Origin of the sequence: Pseudomonas sp. NFACC39-1 (assembly GCF_900110355.1) — a bacterium.
Taxonomy (GTDB): Bacteria; Pseudomonadota; Gammaproteobacteria; order Pseudomonadales; family Pseudomonadaceae; genus Aquipseudomonas; species Aquipseudomonas tehranensis.
The window spans coordinates 251,152-267,719 of sequence record NZ_FODL01000005.1 but is presented as its reverse complement, the minus strand read 5'-3'; the positions used below and the strand labels follow the sequence as shown (position 1 = coordinate 267,719).

12 protein-coding genes are annotated in these 16,568 nt (G+C 59.0%); 7 read left to right on the top strand and 5 right to left on the bottom strand.

From position 1 onward, the window contains the following. Window positions 1-66 precede the first annotated feature (66 nt). Window positions 67-1,185, bottom strand: coding sequence for an NADH:flavin oxidoreductase (locus BMY45_RS13090; protein ID WP_092398167.1), 1,119 nt, complete (start codon window positions 1,183-1,185; stop codon window positions 67-69). A 102-nt stretch (window positions 1,186-1,287) separates the two neighbouring features. Here BMY45_RS13090 and BMY45_RS13085 point away from each other — a divergent pair, with 102 nt between their 5' ends. After that, window positions 1,288-1,671, top strand: coding sequence for a winged helix-turn-helix transcriptional regulator (locus tag BMY45_RS13085; protein ID WP_092398165.1), 384 nt, complete (start codon window positions 1,288-1,290; stop codon window positions 1,669-1,671). A 27-nt stretch (window positions 1,672-1,698) separates the two neighbouring features. Here BMY45_RS13085 and BMY45_RS13080 read toward each other — a convergent pair whose 3' ends face one another. Further along, on the bottom strand, window positions 1,699-3,261 hold the full coding sequence (locus BMY45_RS13080) for a carbohydrate porin (protein WP_092398164.1): 1,563 nt from the start codon (window positions 3,259-3,261) through the stop codon (window positions 1,699-1,701). 168 nt (window positions 3,262-3,429) lie between these two features. Here BMY45_RS13080 and BMY45_RS13075 point away from each other — a divergent pair, with 168 nt between their 5' ends. From BMY45_RS13075 to BMY45_RS13050, 6 genes are all read left to right on the top strand, one after another. Next, entirely contained in the window at window positions 3,430-4,704 is a 1,275-nt protein-coding gene (locus tag BMY45_RS13075; RefSeq protein ID WP_092398162.1) for an ABC transporter substrate-binding protein, read from the top strand. Between the two features lie 21 nt (window positions 4,705-4,725). After that, entirely contained in the window at window positions 4,726-5,688 is a 963-nt protein-coding gene (locus tag BMY45_RS13070) for a carbohydrate ABC transporter permease (protein ID WP_092398160.1), read from the top strand. After that, complete coding sequence (locus BMY45_RS13065; RefSeq protein WP_092398158.1) at window positions 5,685-6,527, top strand: carbohydrate ABC transporter permease; 843 nt, start codon at window positions 5,685-5,687, stop codon at window positions 6,525-6,527. The genes BMY45_RS13070 and BMY45_RS13065 overlap by 4 nt, the downstream gene beginning before the upstream one ends. A 27-nt stretch (window positions 6,528-6,554) precedes the next feature. After that, window positions 6,555-7,700: an ABC transporter ATP-binding protein gene (locus BMY45_RS13060; protein ID WP_092398156.1), complete on the top strand. Its 1,146-nt coding sequence runs from the start codon at window positions 6,555-6,557 to the stop codon at window positions 7,698-7,700. Further along, a complete protein-coding gene (locus BMY45_RS13055) occupies window positions 7,697-9,199 on the top strand; it encodes a glycoside hydrolase family 32 protein (RefSeq protein WP_092398154.1) in 1,503 nt (500 codons plus the stop codon). Before BMY45_RS13060 ends, BMY45_RS13055 begins: the two co-directional genes overlap by 4 nt. Window positions 9,200-9,274: 75 nt before the next feature. Further along, window positions 9,275-10,267, top strand: a complete 993-nt coding sequence (locus BMY45_RS13050) for a LacI family DNA-binding transcriptional regulator (protein WP_092398152.1) — start codon at window positions 9,275-9,277, stop codon at window positions 10,265-10,267. A 56-nt stretch (window positions 10,268-10,323) separates the two neighbouring features. On the opposite strand, the gene BMY45_RS13045 is transcribed toward BMY45_RS13050, so the two are convergent. From BMY45_RS13045 to BMY45_RS13035, 3 genes are all read right to left on the bottom strand, one after another. Beyond that, window positions 10,324-13,800 carry a M10 family metallopeptidase C-terminal domain-containing protein gene (locus BMY45_RS13045; RefSeq protein ID WP_092398150.1) on the bottom strand — a complete coding sequence of 1,159 codons (3,477 nt, stop codon included), beginning with the start codon at window positions 13,798-13,800 and terminating at the stop codon, window positions 10,324-10,326. Window positions 13,801-13,909: 109 nt separating this feature from the next. After that, window positions 13,910-15,238, bottom strand: coding sequence for a TolC family outer membrane protein (locus BMY45_RS13040; protein WP_092398148.1), 1,329 nt, complete (start codon window positions 15,236-15,238; stop codon window positions 13,910-13,912). A 1-nt stretch (window position 15,239) separates the two neighbouring features. Continuing rightward, window positions 15,240-16,559 (bottom strand): HlyD family type I secretion periplasmic adaptor subunit, encoded by a 1,320-nt coding sequence (locus tag BMY45_RS13035; protein WP_256573645.1) that lies wholly within the window; start codon window positions 16,557-16,559, stop codon window positions 15,240-15,242. Window positions 16,560-16,568 lie beyond the last annotated feature (9 nt).

Genomic DNA, 16,568 nt, shown 5'->3' with positions numbered 1-16,568 from the left:
GCCAAATTTACCTCTCAAGGTCCACCGGTTACGGGATTACCTGTGTGGCATGACACTCTCCAAGGCTCAAACCAATTCGGCTAAAGATGCCGGATTGAAGCCCTTCAGATCTGCGTAATCGCCTTTTTCCACTTTGGCGACCCACTCCTTGTCACTCAGCAGAACACGCCCTACAGCGATCAGATCAAACTCTTCGCGCTCCATGCGCTCGACGAGCCGCTCCAGGCTCGCGGGGGTTGATCCCTTGCCAGCGAAGGCGTGAGTAACATCATTGTCCAGCCCGACCGAACCGACGCTAATAGTCGTGGCGCCAGTGACTTTCTTTGCCCAGCCCGCGCAGTTCAGCCCGTTCTCACCATCGACTTCGGGAAACTCAGCGTCCCAGAAGCGTCGCTGCGAGCAATGCAGCACATCAACACCCGCCTCAACCAACGGTAGCAACCACTCTTCCATCAATGCAGGGGTCTCGGCGAGGCGCACCCCAAAGTCCTGCTGCTTCCACTGGCTAACGCGCATAATGATAGGGAACTCGGGCCCCACCGCATGACGAACGGCAGACACAATCTCAGCGGCAAAGCGCGAGCGCTCTTTGATCGTCGGTCCGCCATAACGATCGGTGCGCTGATTGGTACCCGCCCAGAAGAACTGATCCACCAAATATCCATGAGCCCCATGGATCTCGACTGTGTCGAAACCCAGCCGTTTGGCATCCGCCGCTGCCCTGGCAAAAGCAGCAACTGTGTCTGCAATGTCCTCTTCGCTCATTGCCATACCGCGCGGGTCGTTTGGCGAATCGAGGCCAGATGGGCTTTCAACCGGTGCATCAGGCTCCCAGCCGCTGACGTCACGTACTGCACCGGTGTGCCAGAGTTGCGGCCCCATACGGCCCCCAGCAGTGTGAACAGAATCGATGACGTTCTTCCATCCAGCTAGCGCTGCTTCACCGTGGAAAAAAGGAATGCCGGAACCGTTACGTGAAGCGGGACGGTCGATGACGGTGCCTTCTGACAAAATCAATCCGACCCGACCCTCAGCCCGCCGCCGGTAGTAGGCAGCGCTCCCTTCACCGGGAATGCCCTGCGGCGAAAATTGCCTCGTCATCGGCGCCATGACAATCCGGTTTTTCAGTTCAAGCGAGCGGATCGAAAAAGGACGAAATAGTATGCTGGTATCAGGGTTTGACATTGGATGGACTCCGTTTGCTTTTGGAAGCCATATAAGTATATTTTGTAAACCAAATGTCAATTAGGCACCTAGAGTCGCCTAGGTATATATGAGGAAACTTCGATGCTGGAATTAAAGCCGCAATGTTTCTCGTCGGAGTGCCCAAGCCGGGCGCTGTTCGACCAGATCGCCGATAAGTGGTCAATGATGGTGCTGGCGGTGCTGGATGATGGCCCGCACCGCTTTAATGCCATCAAGCGCCGCCTGGAGGGCGTCACTCAGAAAGCACTGACACAGTGCCTGCGGCGGCTGGAAAGAAATGGCCTTGTCTCACGCAAGGTGATTTCGTTCTCGCCCGTGGCGGTCCAGTATGAGATCACCCCACTGGGTCAAACGCTGCAACAGCCATTTCGCGAACTGCATAAATGGACGCTCGACAAACTGTCTGAGGTTGAAGCGGCCCGGTCGAAATTTGACGAGGCCGCGGAGGTAAACCTGACGGTGTGATTCTCTTTGAAGATGCCCCCCAGCCCTTTAGAACCAGGTTTCCATCTGTATCCCGTATTGCCACACGCCACCTGAATTGAAGTCAGACTTGCCGAACGAATCGGCGGCGCTGTACCTGTCCAGATCCGAGGACCAGTCCATGACACTGGCAAACACACGCAGTTCGGGGCGTGTGAGAAGGTCCCCAAAATCAGGCTTGAAGGTCGGGGCGATCGTGAACTTCCAGAAGTTACCGTCGACTGCGTTGCGTTGCAGGTAGCCCTTGGGATCGAGGTCCATGGTTTGCCAGCTCATCTCGTAGGCCATTTCGAAATTGCTGTTGATTTCATTGGCCAGGCGCACGTTGAGTGTCATCCAGCGGTAGTCATCCCCTTTGACGTAGCGGTCCTTGCTCTGCTCGGCCAGTAAACTCGGACCGATGCGCCAGCCGGGAGCGATGGGTGTCTCACCGTAGAGCGCCAGACGCAAAGCGCGGGCGTCGTCGATCAGTTCGCCGTCCGAGCCAATGTTCTTGACCTCTGCCCCCAGGCCTTGCCCATAGAGCAACGCCGTTTTGAAGAAGCCTTCCCTGCCGAAAAAGGTCTTCTGGTGATTGGCCACCATACTGTGCAAGCCGGAGTCCGCAGGCGTCAGGCCCGCTTCATTGCTACGAGTACCGATGTCGTTTTCCTTGGCGCCAATGGCGTTGAACATCCATTGCCACTGCCCATTATCGAAAAACTGGTTGGAGGTCAGGACGTAGCTTTCCACATCAGCGTTGACGCCGCCGTCACTGAACTCCCCGTAATTTCTCCCGACCAGCGAGTAATTCGAGCGCCAGTTCTTATTCATCTGCACGTCGTAGATGCCGCCGCCGGTGCCAGCCAGGTAGACGACGTCCGAGTCCAGCCAGTGGATATCGAAATTGTCGCGGTCAAACCGCTTGCCTGCCCAAAGGGTGGAATTCTCGAACACCGAGTTCCCCTTGAACGCCGCGATATGGTCCAGTTCGGTAAACACCTGGCGCACGTTCAGGTTACTTTCGTCGGCGGTCCAGTCATTGGAGCTTTCTACGCCATCGGCGATGGACACCGTGAATTTCGAGCGGGTGCCGTTGCGCGCGTACTGCTCTTTCGACAGGTCGATACGCATGTAGGTGTCGTCCTCGTTACCGAGTCGCCCGACGGCGCCGCCGACGGAACCTGCCGGGGTGGTATAAGGACCGCCACGACCGCCACCCAGCCCGTCATTGACCAACAACCCGGAGCGGGCGTAGCCCTTGAAACTGAACCCGTCGGTGAGGTGTGCACCACTGTCCTTTTTTTCCAGACTCTGTTGATGGGCTTCGAGTTTTGCCAGCCGCGTGTCCAGCGTCGACGTGGCGACACTTGCAGGGGATGCCATGGATTGGAGGGCGGGAGCGGCGCGTTTGAGTTGTTGCAGTTCCCTGGCCAGGGCCTGGGTTTGCTGTTCGGCGGCCGCTGCACGTTTTTCCGCGGCACTGGCACGAGCCTCGAACGCGGCCATGCGTTCTTCCAGCGTCGCTGCGTGAGCGGTGGCTGCCGAGGTGCCGAGCACGCCTGCGAGAAGCCAGCTTGATGCTTTCTGCATGTGGATTTCCCTGTTTTGTTTTTATTTTTGTGTTCCCGCAATGGTCTTTTTTTCTCGGCCTTTGAATTGTCAAAAACCATGAAAAAAAGGATGCCTCATCGCAAATACGCTGCTACATTTGGCGATGTTAACGTTAACTTTTCTAAAAACAAAAATAAAGAGGGCTTTATGAAACAGCTCAAATCGCTCCTTCCTGCTGCGCTGCTCGGCCTTTGTGTCGGGCTTCCATCCCTCTCGACCGCCGCCAACCTGACAATCTCCTGCGGTGCGGTGGGTGCTGAACTGCAGCTGTGCAAGGAGGCTGTCGACGCGTGGTCGAAGCAGACCGGCAACAGCGTCGAAGTGGTTTCGACGCCTAACTCGGCCACCGAAAGGTTGTCGTTCTACCAACAAATCCTGAGTGCCCGGTCCAGCGACATCGACATCATTCAAATCGATATGGTGTGGCCGGGGATGCTGGCCAAACATCTGATGGACCTGCGCGCGGTGCTCCCTGCCAACGCGACCGAGGGCTACTTCCAGGCCCAGGTGGACAACGCCACGGTGAACGGCCGGCTGGTGACGATGCCTTGGTTCACCGATTCGGGCCTGCTGTATTACCGCAAGGACTTGCTCGAGAAGTACCACAAGCAGGTGCCGCAGACCTGGGAGCAAATGACTGCAACTGCCCGGGAAGTCCAACAGGCTGAGCGCAATGCCGGGAACGCCAATGCCTGGGGGTACGTCTTCCAGGGCCGCGCCTACGAAGGCCTGACGTGTAATGCACTGGAGTGGATCAGCAGCCAGCCACAAGGTGGGTTGGTCAATCCGCAAGGCGACATCGTGGTCAACAGCCCGGCGGCAAGAACCGCGCTGACGCTGGCCAAGAGCTGGGTAGGAGACATTTCCCCACGCGGCGTACTCAACTACACCGAGGAAGAAGGACGTGGCGTGTTCCAGTCGGGCAATGCGCTGTTCATGCGTAACTGGCCGTATGTCTGGGCCCTGGTGCAAAGCCCGGATAGCGTCGTAAAAGACAAGGTTGGCGTGGCTCCCCTGCCCCGCGGTGGCGAGACTGGCACCCACGCCTCCACCCTCGGTGGCTGGGGCCTGGCGGTGTCGCGTTACAGCGCCAACCCCAAGCTGGCCGCAGAACTGGTGAGCTACCTGAGCAGTGCTCAGCAGCAGAAACATCGTGCCCTGGTCGGCGCCTATAACCCGGTGATCGAGTCGCTGTATCAAGACCCCGAGTTGCTCGCGGCGATGCCTTATTACAGTCAACTGCGCAGCATTCTCAAGGATGGGGTCATGCGCCCTGCCTCGATTACCGCCGATCGCTATCCACGGGTCTCCAATGCGTTCTTCGATCAAGTGCATGGCGTGCTGGCCGGCGAGGTGCCTGTCGATCAAGCACTGGCCGAGCTGGAAAGCGAACTGACGCGCATCAAACGCCGGAACTGGTAAGCCACAAGGAAGGAAATCACCATGTCTGTCTCCACTACCCTGGCCACCGGTGACGAGCTGCTGCCCGCCCGGGAAACCCCGGTACAACGCCGCCGTGTTCGCGCCGCCTGGCTGTTCCTGACACCGATGTTGTCGTGTCTGGCCCTGGTGGCGGCCTGGCCGCTGCTGCGCACATTCTGGTTCAGTCTGACCGACGCCAGCCTGGCCGACACTGGTGACGCAAGCTTTATCGGCCTGAGTAATTATCTGTTGCACAGCAGCACCGGCTGGTCGGGCGTTCTAGTCGATCCACAATGGTGGAACGCGGTGCGCAACACCCTGCATTTCACTGTGGTTTCAGTGGGGTTGGAAATGGTGCTGGGGCTGTTGGTGGCGCTGCTGCTGAACGTCAAGTTCACCGGGCGCGCCTTGGTGCGGGCATTGATTCTGATTCCCTGGGCGATACCCACCATTGTCTCGGCGAAAATCTGGTCTTGGATGCTCAACGACCAGTTCGGCATCATCAATCATCTGATGCTGGGCGCCGGCCTGATTGACGCGCCCCTGGCCTGGACGGCAGACGCCGACCTGTCGATGTGGGCAGTGATCATCGTCGACGTCTGGAAGACCGTCCCGTTCGTCACGCTCCTGATGTTGGCGGCCTTGCAGATGTTGCCGGGCGATTGCTACGAAGCCGCCCGCGTCGATGGCATTCACCCGCTGAAGGTGTTCTGGCGAGTCACCCTGCCGCTGCTGATGCCTGCGCTGCTGGTGGCGGCGATTTTCCGCATCCTCGATTCGTTGCGGGTGTTTGACGTCATCTATGTGCTGACCTCCAACTCGTCGAGCACCATGAGCATGTCGGTCTACGCCCGCCAGCATCTGATGGAGTTCCAGGACGTCGGCTACGGCAGCGCTGCCTCGACCTTGCTGTTTCTGGTCGTCGCAGTCATCGCCATGATTTATCTGTACCTCGGACGCCGTCAAATGGAGGTTCGCTCATGAGCCCGCGCCTACTGAAAAAAGCGCTGTTGCGCGTCGGGTTCTGGTGCCTGATCGGGATTTTGCTGCTGTATGCGGTCTTCCCTTTCTACTACGCCATTGTGACTTCGCTGAAGCCGTCCAGCGCCTTGTTCCAGGTGAGCTACTGGGTCGACAACCCCGACTTCTCCAACTATGCCGCCGTGCTCCAGCAGGCCTCGTTCTTGCGGGCGATCGGCAACTCGCTGGTGGTTGCCCTGAGTGTGGTCGCACTGGCGCTGTTCCTCAGCCTGACCGCCGCCTATGCCTTGGGCCGGGTGAAGTTTCGTGGGCGGGGCACGGTGCTGATGATGGTCCTTGGCGTGTCGATGTTTCCCCAGGTCGCGGTGTTGTCGGGGCTGTTCGAGGTGATCCGTGCACTGGGGCTGTACAACACGTCCTGGGCGTTGATCCTGAGCTACACGATTTTCACCCTGCCCTTCACCGTCTGGGTACTGACCACATTCATGGGCCAACTGCCCCATGAGCTGGAAGAGGCGGCGATCATGGACGGTGCTTCGCCCTGGGTCACCCTGACCCGCGTGTTGTTGCCACTGCTCTGGCCGGCGCTGGTCACCACTGGCCTGCTGGCTTTCATTGCTGCGTGGAACGAGTTCCTGTTTGCCCTGACCTTCACCCTCACCGACACGCAGCGCACGGTGCCGGTGGCCATCGCCCTGATTTCCGGCGGCAGCTCTCATGAGTTGCCTTGGGGGCTGTTGATGGCCGCTTCGGTGCTGGTCACCGTCCCACTGGTGATTCTGGTGCTGATCTTCCAGCGCCGAATCGTTTCCGGTCTCACTACCGGTGCGTTAAAGGGTTGATGCCCAACAAAGACAAGGAACAGCATCGTGATCAAGTTGAAGCTAGACAACGTGAACAAACAATTGGGCGGCATGCGCATTCTTCGCGACGTCAGCCTGGAAATCGCCGCCGGTGAATTCGTGGTGTTCGTCGGCCCCTCGGGCTGCGGAAAATCGACCCTGCTGCGACTGATCGCCGGGCTCGATTCCATCTGCGCCGGCGACCTACTGATCGACGGTCGCCGGGTCAATGACCTGGAGCCGCGCGAGCGTGGCGTCGGTATGGTGTTTCAGTCTTACGCGCTCTACCCGCACATGAGCGTCTACGACAACATCAGTTTTGGTCTGAAACTGGCCAAGACCGAAAAGACCAGCCTTCGTGAGCGCGTGTTGAAAACCGCGCAAATCCTGCAATTGGATAAACTGCTGCAACGCAAGCCCAAGGAACTGTCGGGCGGACAGCGTCAGCGGGTGGCCATGGGCAGGGCCATGGCGCGGGAGCCGGACATTTTGTTGTTCGATGAGCCGCTGTCCAATCTGGACGCTTCCTTACGGGTGCAGATGCGTAACGAAATCGCCCGACTGCATGCTCGACTGGGCACCACCATGATCTACGTGACCCACGATCAGGTTGAGGCGATGACCCTGGCCGACAAGATTGTCGTGCTCAATGGCGGCCACATCGAACAGGTTGGCTCGCCGCGGGAGCTCTACGAGCGCCCGGCCACTCGCTTTGTCGCCGGCTTCCTGGGTTCGCCCAGAATGAACTTTCTTGCTGCGAGCCTGCATACGCCAGGCGCAAGCAGCCTGGTTGAAAGCCTCGTATTGGGCAGGACCGCCCTGCCCTTTGACAGCTCGAGCCTGGCGGCGAACAGCCAACTGAGCTTGGGGATTCGCCCGGAACATGTGACGCTCAAGGCGGCACAGGGCACTGCCGGCATCGCCGTGATCGGGGTCGAATACCTGGGCAGCGAAACCTATGTACACCTCGATACCGGCCAGGATGAGCCCATGATCTGTCGCTGTGAGGTCCACGCCGGGTGGCGAGTGGGCGATCGGGTCGAACTGCAGGTGGAGATCGACAATCTGCACCTGTTCGATGCCGACGGTACGGCCTTGAGGCGCCATCCACAAACCCTCGAAACCCCGTTGGATGATATTGCCCAGCGCTCGGTACGAGCAGGCGCCCTATGACCGTGTGTGTGAATCCCATGAACGCTCCAATATCCGCGACCCTTGAGCTTGCGCAACAGGCGCTGAACGCTGGCTTGTCCCGCGTCATCGATGACTATCGTCCCGACTATCATCTTGCCCCGCCCGCGGGCTGGATGAACGACCCTAACGGAGTGGTGTACTTCCGTGGCGAGTATCACGTGTTCTATCAACATCACCCCTTCGACGCAAAATGGGGCCCAATGTATTGGGGACATGCCAAGAGTGCTGACCTGGTCCATTGGCAGCACCTGCCCATCGCACTGGCGCCGGGCGATGACTTTGACCGCGACGGGTGTTTTTCCGGCAGTGCGGTGGTGTGTGGCGACACGCTGGCGTTGATCTATACCGGGCACACCTGGCTGGGGGAAGTGGGTGACGAACGCCAGATCCGCCAGGTCCAGTGTCTTGCCACCAGCGTCGACGGCATCCGGTTCGTCAAGCAGGGTGTCGTCATCGAGACAGCACCGCAAGATGCGATCATGCATTTTCGTGATCCCAAGGTCTGGAAGGACAACGACTATTGGTACCTGATTGCTGGCGCACGCCTGGGCGACACGCCTTTGCTCCCGTTGTACCGTTCCACCGATCTGCGCGCCTGGGAGTTCCTTGACTATGTGTCCCGTGGCAACGAGGGCGATGGCTATATGTGGGAGTGCCCGGATCTGTTTCGCCTCAATGGGCGCGACGTGCTGCTGTACTCCCCCCAGGGCATGCGCCCCGAGGGTTACGAGCGGCTCAATAAGTACCAGACCGGTTATCGCGTGGGGCAACTCGACAGCCAATGGCATTTCAGCGGCGGGCCGTTTATCGAGCTGGATAACGGCCATGACTTCTATGCCGCGCAAACGCTGGTAGCCGCCGATGGTCGGCGCCTGGTGTGGGCCTGGCTCGACATGTGGGAAAGCCCGATGCCGAGCCAGGCCCATCACTGGTGCGGCATGCTCGGACTGCCCCGCGAGCTGCAATTGCATGCTGATCGCCTCAGGGTGTTCCCGGCCCGGGAATTGACGGCGTTGCGCAAGGCGCCGTTGCCAAGCACGCCTGCGTGGGGTGAATCGGGCAGTCGGTGGGTGCCGCAAGTGAATGGCGACAGGCTCGAGATCCATGTGCAGTTGAATTTACTCGACTGCACCGAAGGCACCCTGGGCATCGCCTTGCGATGCAGTGCCGATGGCGATGAATACACCCTGCTTTACTACGATGCGTCACTGCAGCGCCTGGTGCTCGACCGCAGTCGTTCGGGGGCACAAGTGAGCGGTCAACGCAGCGTGGCGATCGACCGGGAACAAGAGCCTCTGCAACTGCGTGTGTTTCTGGACCGCTCGTCCATCGAGGTGTTTGAGCAAAGCGGCCGCTTCAGTCTCAGCAGCCGCATCTACCCCCAGCCCGACAGCCTGGGGGTGAAGTTACTCGCAAGCGGGACTGGCGGGGATGTCTCCATCACCCATGCGTGGCTTTTGGCCTCGGGGTGGCTATGAGCATCGTCATTCGAGTCGCGAGAAGCCCGGGGCCTGTGTCATGATTCGGCGTCAACCTGACTGGCCGCACCTCGCATGACTTCAGTGAAAGACGTTGCACAGCTGGCCGGCGTGTCCCTGATGACGGTTTCCCGAGCGCTCAACACCCCGGAAAAACTGAGCCCGGAAACCCTCCAGCGGGTGCGTCGCGCCATTGACGAACTGCAATTCGTACCGAGCCTTTCGGCGCGCAGGATGCGCGGGGACAATCTCCAGGCGCGAACCATCGGTGTGTTCGCACTGGATACCGCCACCACCCCCTTCGCCGTCGAGCTGCTACTGTCCATCGAGCAGACCGCACAGCAAGCCGGCTGGAATGTGTTTATCCTCAACCTGTTGAGCAACCCGCCCACCGAGCAGAACATCGACCTGATGATGTCACACCGTCCCGACGGGCTGATCTTCAGTGCCATGGGGTTGCGCCAGGTGAGCATCCCCGAACGTTTAAAGAGCAAACCGCTGGTACTCGCCAATTGCCTGGCCGATGACACTCGCCTGGTCAGCTATGTGCCGGATGATGAAACGGGGCAGCATCGAGCGGTGCATCACGCCTTGAGCCAAGGCTATCGGCGCCCTCTGTGTATTAATCTGCCAAAACAGAGCCTTGCCTGGAGCCTGCGACAAGAAGGTTTGCGACGTGCCTGCCAGGCCTTTGGGCTGGCGCCTGAAACGCTCCTGCAATACGACCTTTCCGATCACGATGCCTACGGTGAAACCGCAGCCATTCTCGACCGGCACATCATCGAGGGGCGACCGCAGTTCGACATTCTGATCTGCGGCAACGACCGTATCGCCTTCTGTGCCTATCAGTTGTTGCTGGGCCGTGGCCTGAAGATTCCCGGCGACGTTGCGGTGCTCGGCTATGACAACATGATCGGCATCGCCGAGCTGTTCATCCCGCCACTGACCACGGTCCAACTGCCGTACTACGAGATCGGTCGCAGGGCTGCCCGGCACCTGATCGAGAACCTTGAGGTATCGGGCGCCCAGCCAGTAGATTGCCCATTGGTAGTCAGGGCGTCGCTATAAGCCAAGTCGGCATTGGGCAAGCTCTCACTGTCTCAAAGCGTCAGGACACCGCTTTATCAAGCAATCAGATCGTTGGCACTGAAGGTATTGACGCCCAGTAGCTGGATTTCGAAATCCGCATCCAGATTGCCATTGATGTTGCCGTAAAGCACCTGATCGACGAAGCGCAATTGTCCCGCGTCCGTGAAGTCGTTCGAGTCGATGAAGCTGAACCCGTTGATTGGCGCGTTCAGGACATCGGCAGCCAGTTTCGATAGGTCAATCTTATCGCCCAGGATGCTGCTGAAGTCGGTAATGACGTCGCGAGCGCTTCCCGTACCCAGTTCATTCAGCGCACTGAAAACAAATCGATCGGCTCCAGTGCCGCCCGTGAGAGTGTCACTGCCAACGCCGCCGATCAGCGTGTCATCGCCTGCGCCGCCGTTGAGTTTATCGTTGCCTGCTCCACCGTTCAGCACGTTGTTGCCGGTGTTGCCGTTCAGCATGTTGCCCAGGGCGTTGCCGGTGCCGTTGAGGTGGGCGGTGCCGGTCAGGGTGAGGTTTTCCAGGTTGGCCCCCAGGCTCCAGCTCACCGAGGAGCGCACGGTATCGATCTCGCTAACCGTGGTGCTGGTTTCGCGGACGATGTCCCTGAGGTTGTCGACCACGTAAGTGTCATTGCCGCTGCCGCCGATCAGCGTGTCGATACCGCTGCCACCGTCCAGGGTATCGTTACCTGCTCCGCCGTTCAGCACATTGTTGCCGACGTTGCCGATCAGCACGTTAGCCAATGTGTTGCCGGTGCCATTGAGGTGGGTGCTGCCGACCAAGGTGAGGTTTTCCAGGTTGGCCCCCAGGGACCAGCTCACCGAGGAGCGCACGGTATCGATCTCGCTAACCGTGGTGCTGGTTTCGCGGACGATGTCCCTGAGGTTATCGACCACGTAAGTGTCCTTGCCCGTGCCGCCGATCAGTGTGTCGATACCGCTGCGACCGTCCAGGGTGTCGTTACCTGCTCCGCCGTTCAGCACATTGTTGCCGACGTTACCAATCAGCACGTTACCCAATGTATTGCCAGTGCCATTGAGGTGAGCAGTGCCGATCAGGGTGAGGTTTTCCAGGTTGGCCCCCAGGGACCAGCTCACCGAGGAGAGCACAGTGTCGATTTCACTGGCCAGGGTGCTGGTTTCACGGACGATATCCCTGAGGTTGTCGACCGCGTAGACGTCGTTGCCGCTGCCGCCGATCAGCGTGTCGATGCCACCGCCACCGTTCAGGGTGTCGTTGCCGGCGCCTCCGTTGAGCACGTTATTGCCCGCATTACCCGTCAGTACGTTACGCAGGGCATTGCCGATGCCATTGAGGTGAGCAGCGCCGGTCAAGGCGAGGTTTTCCAGGTTGGCCCCCAGGGACCAGCTCACCGAGGAGCGCACGGTATCGATTTCACTGGCCAGAGTGCTGGTCTCACGGACCACGTCCCTGAGGTTGTCGACCACGTAGGTGTCGTTGCCGGTGCCGCCGATCAGCGTGTCGATACCACTGCCACCGTTCAACAGATTGTTGCCGACGTTACCAATCAGCACATTGTTCAGGGCGTTGCCGGAGCCACTGAGGTGGGCAGTGCCAATCAGGGCGAGGTTTTCCAGATTGGCCCCCAGGGACCAACTCACCGAGGAGCGCACGGTATCGATTTCACTGGACAGAGTGCTGGTTTCACGGACGATGTCCCTGAGGTTGTCGACCACGTAGATGTCGTTGCCGGTGCCACCAATCAGCGTGTCGATACCACTACCACCGTCCAGTGTGTCGTGGCCTGCGCCTCCATTGAGCACGTTATTGCCCGCATTACCCGTCAGTACATTACGCAGGGCATTACCGGTGCCGCTGAGGTGAGCAGCGCCGGTCAGGGCGAGGTTTTCCAGATTAGCGCCCAGGGTCCAGCTCACCGAGGAACGCACAGTATCGATTTCACTGGCCAGAGTGCTGGTTTCACGGACGATGTCCCTGAGGTTGTCGACCACGTAGGTGTCATTGCCGACGCCACCGATCAACGTGTCGATACCTCCGCCGCCGTTCAGCAGGTTGCTGCCGGCATTACCGATCAGTACGTTGCCCAGCGCATTGCCGGTGCCATTGAGAGAGGCTGACCCGGTCAGCGTGAGGTTTTCCAGATTGTTGCCCAGGGTCCAGCTCACCGAGGAGCGCACCGTATCCACTTCGCTGGCCAGAGTGCTGGTTTCGCTGATCAGGTCCCTGATGTTATCGACCACGTAGGTGTCATTGCCGACGCCACCGATCAGCGTGTCGATACCACTGCCACCATCCAGGGTGTCGCTGCCCGCCCCTCCCGAAAGGTTGTTGGCGCCAGCGTTGCCGGTGATGCGGTTGTTCAGCGTGTTGCCGGTACCGTTGAGGTTGCCGGTGCCGCTCAGTGTCAGGTTCTCAAGGTAGCTGCCAAGAATGTAGTTGATGGACGAAACAACGCTATCGATTCCTCCATTGAGGGCACTGCTTTCCTGAACCACGTCACCGCCGTTGTCGACGACGTAAGTATCGTTACCCGCCCCGCCGATCATCATGTCCTTGCCGGCACGGCCATTTAGCAGATTGTTTAGTGCGTTACCTATGAGCGTGTCGTTATTGGCCGAGCCGATTGCGTTTTCAATTTTTGCGCCGTAGGCGATCGCCAGCCCTTCGTTGAACGCCGCCAGGGTGTCCAGGTCGATGAACGCTTGACCGATTTTGCTGAACTGGCCTTCGTTCAAATTGATGCGCACCGCTGCGACCTGATTGGTGGCATCGATAGTGTCATTGCCGCCGGCGTCCCAAATCGTTTCGAAAACCGATTGGTCTGCCGCCCAACTGTATGTGTTGTTGCCGGTTTGCCACTGAGTGTTGGCCCCATAGAGGCTCTGGATGGCGGCAATGTCCAGCAACATGGGCGTGGTGGGCTCATAGGAATAAGCACTGTCGTAACTCATGATGGTATAGCGGACATCATCGAACTGAGGCGCCAGTACCGTGGGGTTTGACAGGCTTTGTGAGAACGGGTGCTTGAGGCCCAGAGCATGGCCGATCTCATGCATAAAAGTCAGATAGTCGTACGTGCCTTTGACGGGAGTCGGGTCGTTCGTCACTGGCCCGATCCAGACATCACCGGCACTGGCGGTGTGGGCGGGAAAATAGCCCCAGGCAGCGGTGTCTTCGTCCATATCCAGATAGCCGCCGAAGCGCAGATCACCGACATTGGTGGAGGACTCGTTGACCCGTGTGAATTTGAGATTGGCGACCGAACTCCAGGTGCCGAGCGCGCTGACGATGGCGTTTTGCTGCGCTGACGTCAGGAGGTAAATGGACTCATATTCATTATCACTGCTGTAATTAATGGCGAAACGCGAGTCCGCAGTGACGAAGCTATACGTCAGGGGCGTGGTAAACGTGCCGGTACTCCACGAGTTGCCCATCCAATAAGTGCCATAAAGCAAGCTATTGACTTGCGCATTGCCGGTCAGCTTTGCGGACGAAACAAACGAGTAACCAACGGGATGGGGCATGTGAAGCTTCCTTGAGCAGTCTGTGGCCTTTCCTGGACGCGGCCATTACAGAGGGATATTTTGCATCAGAAAGAGTGGATTTAACATCATCTTGCCACTATTTTTGTCTTCATTGAGATGACGGTGCTACGAGCCATTCGTTGACCCTGCGGATATCCCCCTCCCCCAATCTGCCGCTCCAGCGATGCAGCACCAGCAAACTGGTCACGAACTTGTATTGGGACTGATTGAAGTCGCGCCGTGCGCGAAACTCTTCCTTGATACTGTCCAGCACATCGACGGCATGCTTGACGCCGTATCCGAAAGCCTTCTCGGTGCCTATCCGTGATTTTTCGGCGGATTCCAAGGCACGTTGTGTTGCCTTGATTCGGCTGAGCCCGGTTGTCACGCCGAGATAGGCCGTTCGGGTTTGCGTGATGATCTGACGCCGTAAGGCTTCCAGCTCTTGCTGGGCGACTTCCTTATCGTTTTCGGAGCTTGATACTCGGGCACGGGTGGAGCCGCCGCTGTAGAGCGGCACCTGCAAGTCCAGGGAGGCGACGAGATTGTCCGAGCGGGGTGTCAACGCGCCTTCATAGCCGATATCACTGCGTTGCGCGGTCAAGTTCAACCCCAGCCGTGGCAGATGTCCCGCCCTGGCTTCACCGATAGCGGCCTCGGCGGCGCGGATACCGTGCTCGCGGGCAAGCAGTGCCGGGTTACTGTCGAGTGCCGTCTGCACCCAATAATCCTGCGCTTGCGCAGGCAAACTGAAGGCCGGATTGCCTGCCATGCGCTTGAGCGGCTCACGGATATCACGCCCCACCAGTTCGGACATGGCTTGGCGACTCACCTCGACCTCATTGCTGGCTTCGATCTCGTCCGCCCTGAGCGCATCCACGCGCGCCTCAAGGTCAAGTACATCAGTCACCATCGCCATTTGGCGTGCATACAGCGCGTGGGTCCGTTTGAGGTTGCGCTCGGTCGCATCCAGCTCGCTGCGTACCAGGGCCAATTCGTCCTCCGCCGCGAGAACCGCGAAGTAGCGCTCGGATAAATCAATGCTGGCCTGCACCTGGGTGTCATCGGACTCATATTCGCTCTGGCGGGCCAGCTCTATGTACTTTTGATAGCTGCGCCAGACCTGCGGATCGTAAATAACCTGATTGAGCATCATCGCCAGGCGTTTGCCGTTGTATTGAATACGATTCAAATCGTCATCGCGGCGACTGCGGTTAACACTGCCGCTGGCATTGAGCTGTGGCAGCAGTTGACCAAAGGCCGCCCGCTCGCTGCCCTCACCACTACGGACCATGGCTTGTGCCCGTAAAATACGCGGGTCAGCCCCTTGAGCTTCCTGATGCAGCTGCAACAGATCTGTGTAAGGGGGCGTCGAGCTGTCGTCAGCGAGAGCGCCAAGCGGCACGAGGGCCAGACTCATCGCGATCAGAAGCTTCATGTCAATCCTCGATCAACGAACGGGCAAAAGCATTGCTGGCCGGCTGCATCAAATACTGCAACAGCGTCCGCGCGCCCGTATTAATCAGCACTTCGACCGGCATTCCTGGTACCAGGATCAGATCACCCAGGGCCTGACGTCCCTTGTCGGTCAGGGCCACGCGTGCCAGGTAATAAGCGGCGCCGGTGTCCTTGTTGATCAGGCGATCAGCTGATATCTGCACCAGTTGCCCTTCGATGACTGGCGTGGTGCTGCTCTTGAAGGCACTGAAGCGAATGTCCGCCAATTTGCCCAGTGCGACACGGTCGATGTCCATCGGTGACAGCTGTGCTTCAACAATCAGTTCTTCGTTGGCCGGGACGATGTCCAACAGCGCAGTGCCTGGACTGACCACTGCGCCCAGCGTGTGTACGTTCATACCCATGACCATTCCCGACTCGGGCGCGAGGATATCGGTGCGTTGGTCGCGGTCCTGCAGGGTGGCCAGCCGCTCGCGCAATTCATAGACCTTGGTCTGCGCATCGCCCAGCAGACCTGCGACCTCGGTGGCAAAAGTCTTTTTCAGTTGCAGTATCTTCAACCGCGCCTCGTCGATATGAACCCGCGCTCGCGCGCTTTCGGAGCGGCTTTCGGCGATTTCGGCCTGCAGGCGAGAGAGACTTCGCTCTTGCTCGCGCAGACGCTGCTTGTCCACGTAGCCTTCGGCAAGCAATGCACGCAAGTCGACAATCTCTTCTTCATAGGAAGCGGCCAGCATCTGCTTGCTGGCGATGACGGCCTTGAATCCACGAATCTGTTCTTCGATTTGTCCGATGGACTTCTCCAGCAAACCGATTTCGCCCAGCAACGAGGTCCGTCGGGTCTGGAAGATCCGCCCTTCACTGTCGCGAGCCTCGCGCACTCGGGAATCATTGGGATCCAGCGTAGGCACGAGCGGTGGCTCGGGCAGTGCATCACGTTCAGCCACCAATCGGGCCTGGAGTTCGAGCGCGGCGATCAACTGGCTACGCATGGCTTCCATTTCCGAACGCGCCTGGGTGCTATCGAGTACCAACAATACATCGCCGGCTTTCACCAGGTCGCCGTCGTGCACGCGCAGTTCGCGCACAATGCCGCCCTCAAGATGTTGTACGGTCTTGCGATAGCTCTTGACGGTGACCACGCCCGGCGCGAGCGCAGCACTGTCGAGCGGAGCCAGGGTAGCCCAGCCGCCAAACAGGCCAAAGGTGACCAGCAGCATGAGGTAGCCGATGCGCCGCACGGGTTTGTCATCGATTGGCAGCCCGGACATATCGACGGATGAGTGCTTACTGTCTTGCATAACGTTGTT

What these genes read in the sequence shown, in the direction of transcription:
- BMY45_RS13070 (WP_092398160.1), top strand. Translation starts at nt 4,726, where the DNA reads ATGTCTGTCTCCACTACCCTGGCCACCGGTGACGAGCTGCTGCCCGCC.
- BMY45_RS13065 (WP_092398158.1), top strand. Translation starts at nt 5,685, where the DNA reads ATGAGCCCGCGCCTACTGAAAAAAGCGCTGTTGCGCGTCGGGTTCTGG.
- BMY45_RS13050 (WP_092398152.1), top strand. Translation starts at nt 9,275, where the DNA reads ATGACTTCAGTGAAAGACGTTGCACAGCTGGCCGGCGTGTCCCTGATG.
- BMY45_RS13045 (WP_092398150.1), bottom strand. Translation starts at nt 13,800, where the DNA reads ATGCCCCATCCCGTTGGTTACTCGTTTGTTTCGTCCGCAAAGCTGACC.
- BMY45_RS13075 (WP_092398162.1), top strand. Translation starts at nt 3,430, where the DNA reads ATGAAACAGCTCAAATCGCTCCTTCCTGCTGCGCTGCTCGGCCTTTGT.
- BMY45_RS13090 (WP_092398167.1), bottom strand. Translation starts at nt 1,185, where the DNA reads ATGTCAAACCCTGATACCAGCATACTATTTCGTCCTTTTTCGATCCGC.
- BMY45_RS13080 (WP_092398164.1), bottom strand. Translation starts at nt 3,261, where the DNA reads ATGCAGAAAGCATCAAGCTGGCTTCTCGCAGGCGTGCTCGGCACCTCG.
- BMY45_RS13035 (WP_256573645.1), bottom strand. Translation starts at nt 16,559, where the DNA reads ATGCAAGACAGTAAGCACTCATCCGTCGATATGTCCGGGCTGCCAATC.
- BMY45_RS13055 (WP_092398154.1), top strand. Translation starts at nt 7,697, where the DNA reads ATGACCGTGTGTGTGAATCCCATGAACGCTCCAATATCCGCGACCCTT.
- BMY45_RS13040 (WP_092398148.1), bottom strand. Translation starts at nt 15,238, where the DNA reads ATGAAGCTTCTGATCGCGATGAGTCTGGCCCTCGTGCCGCTTGGCGCT.
- BMY45_RS13085 (WP_092398165.1), top strand. Translation starts at nt 1,288, where the DNA reads ATGCTGGAATTAAAGCCGCAATGTTTCTCGTCGGAGTGCCCAAGCCGG.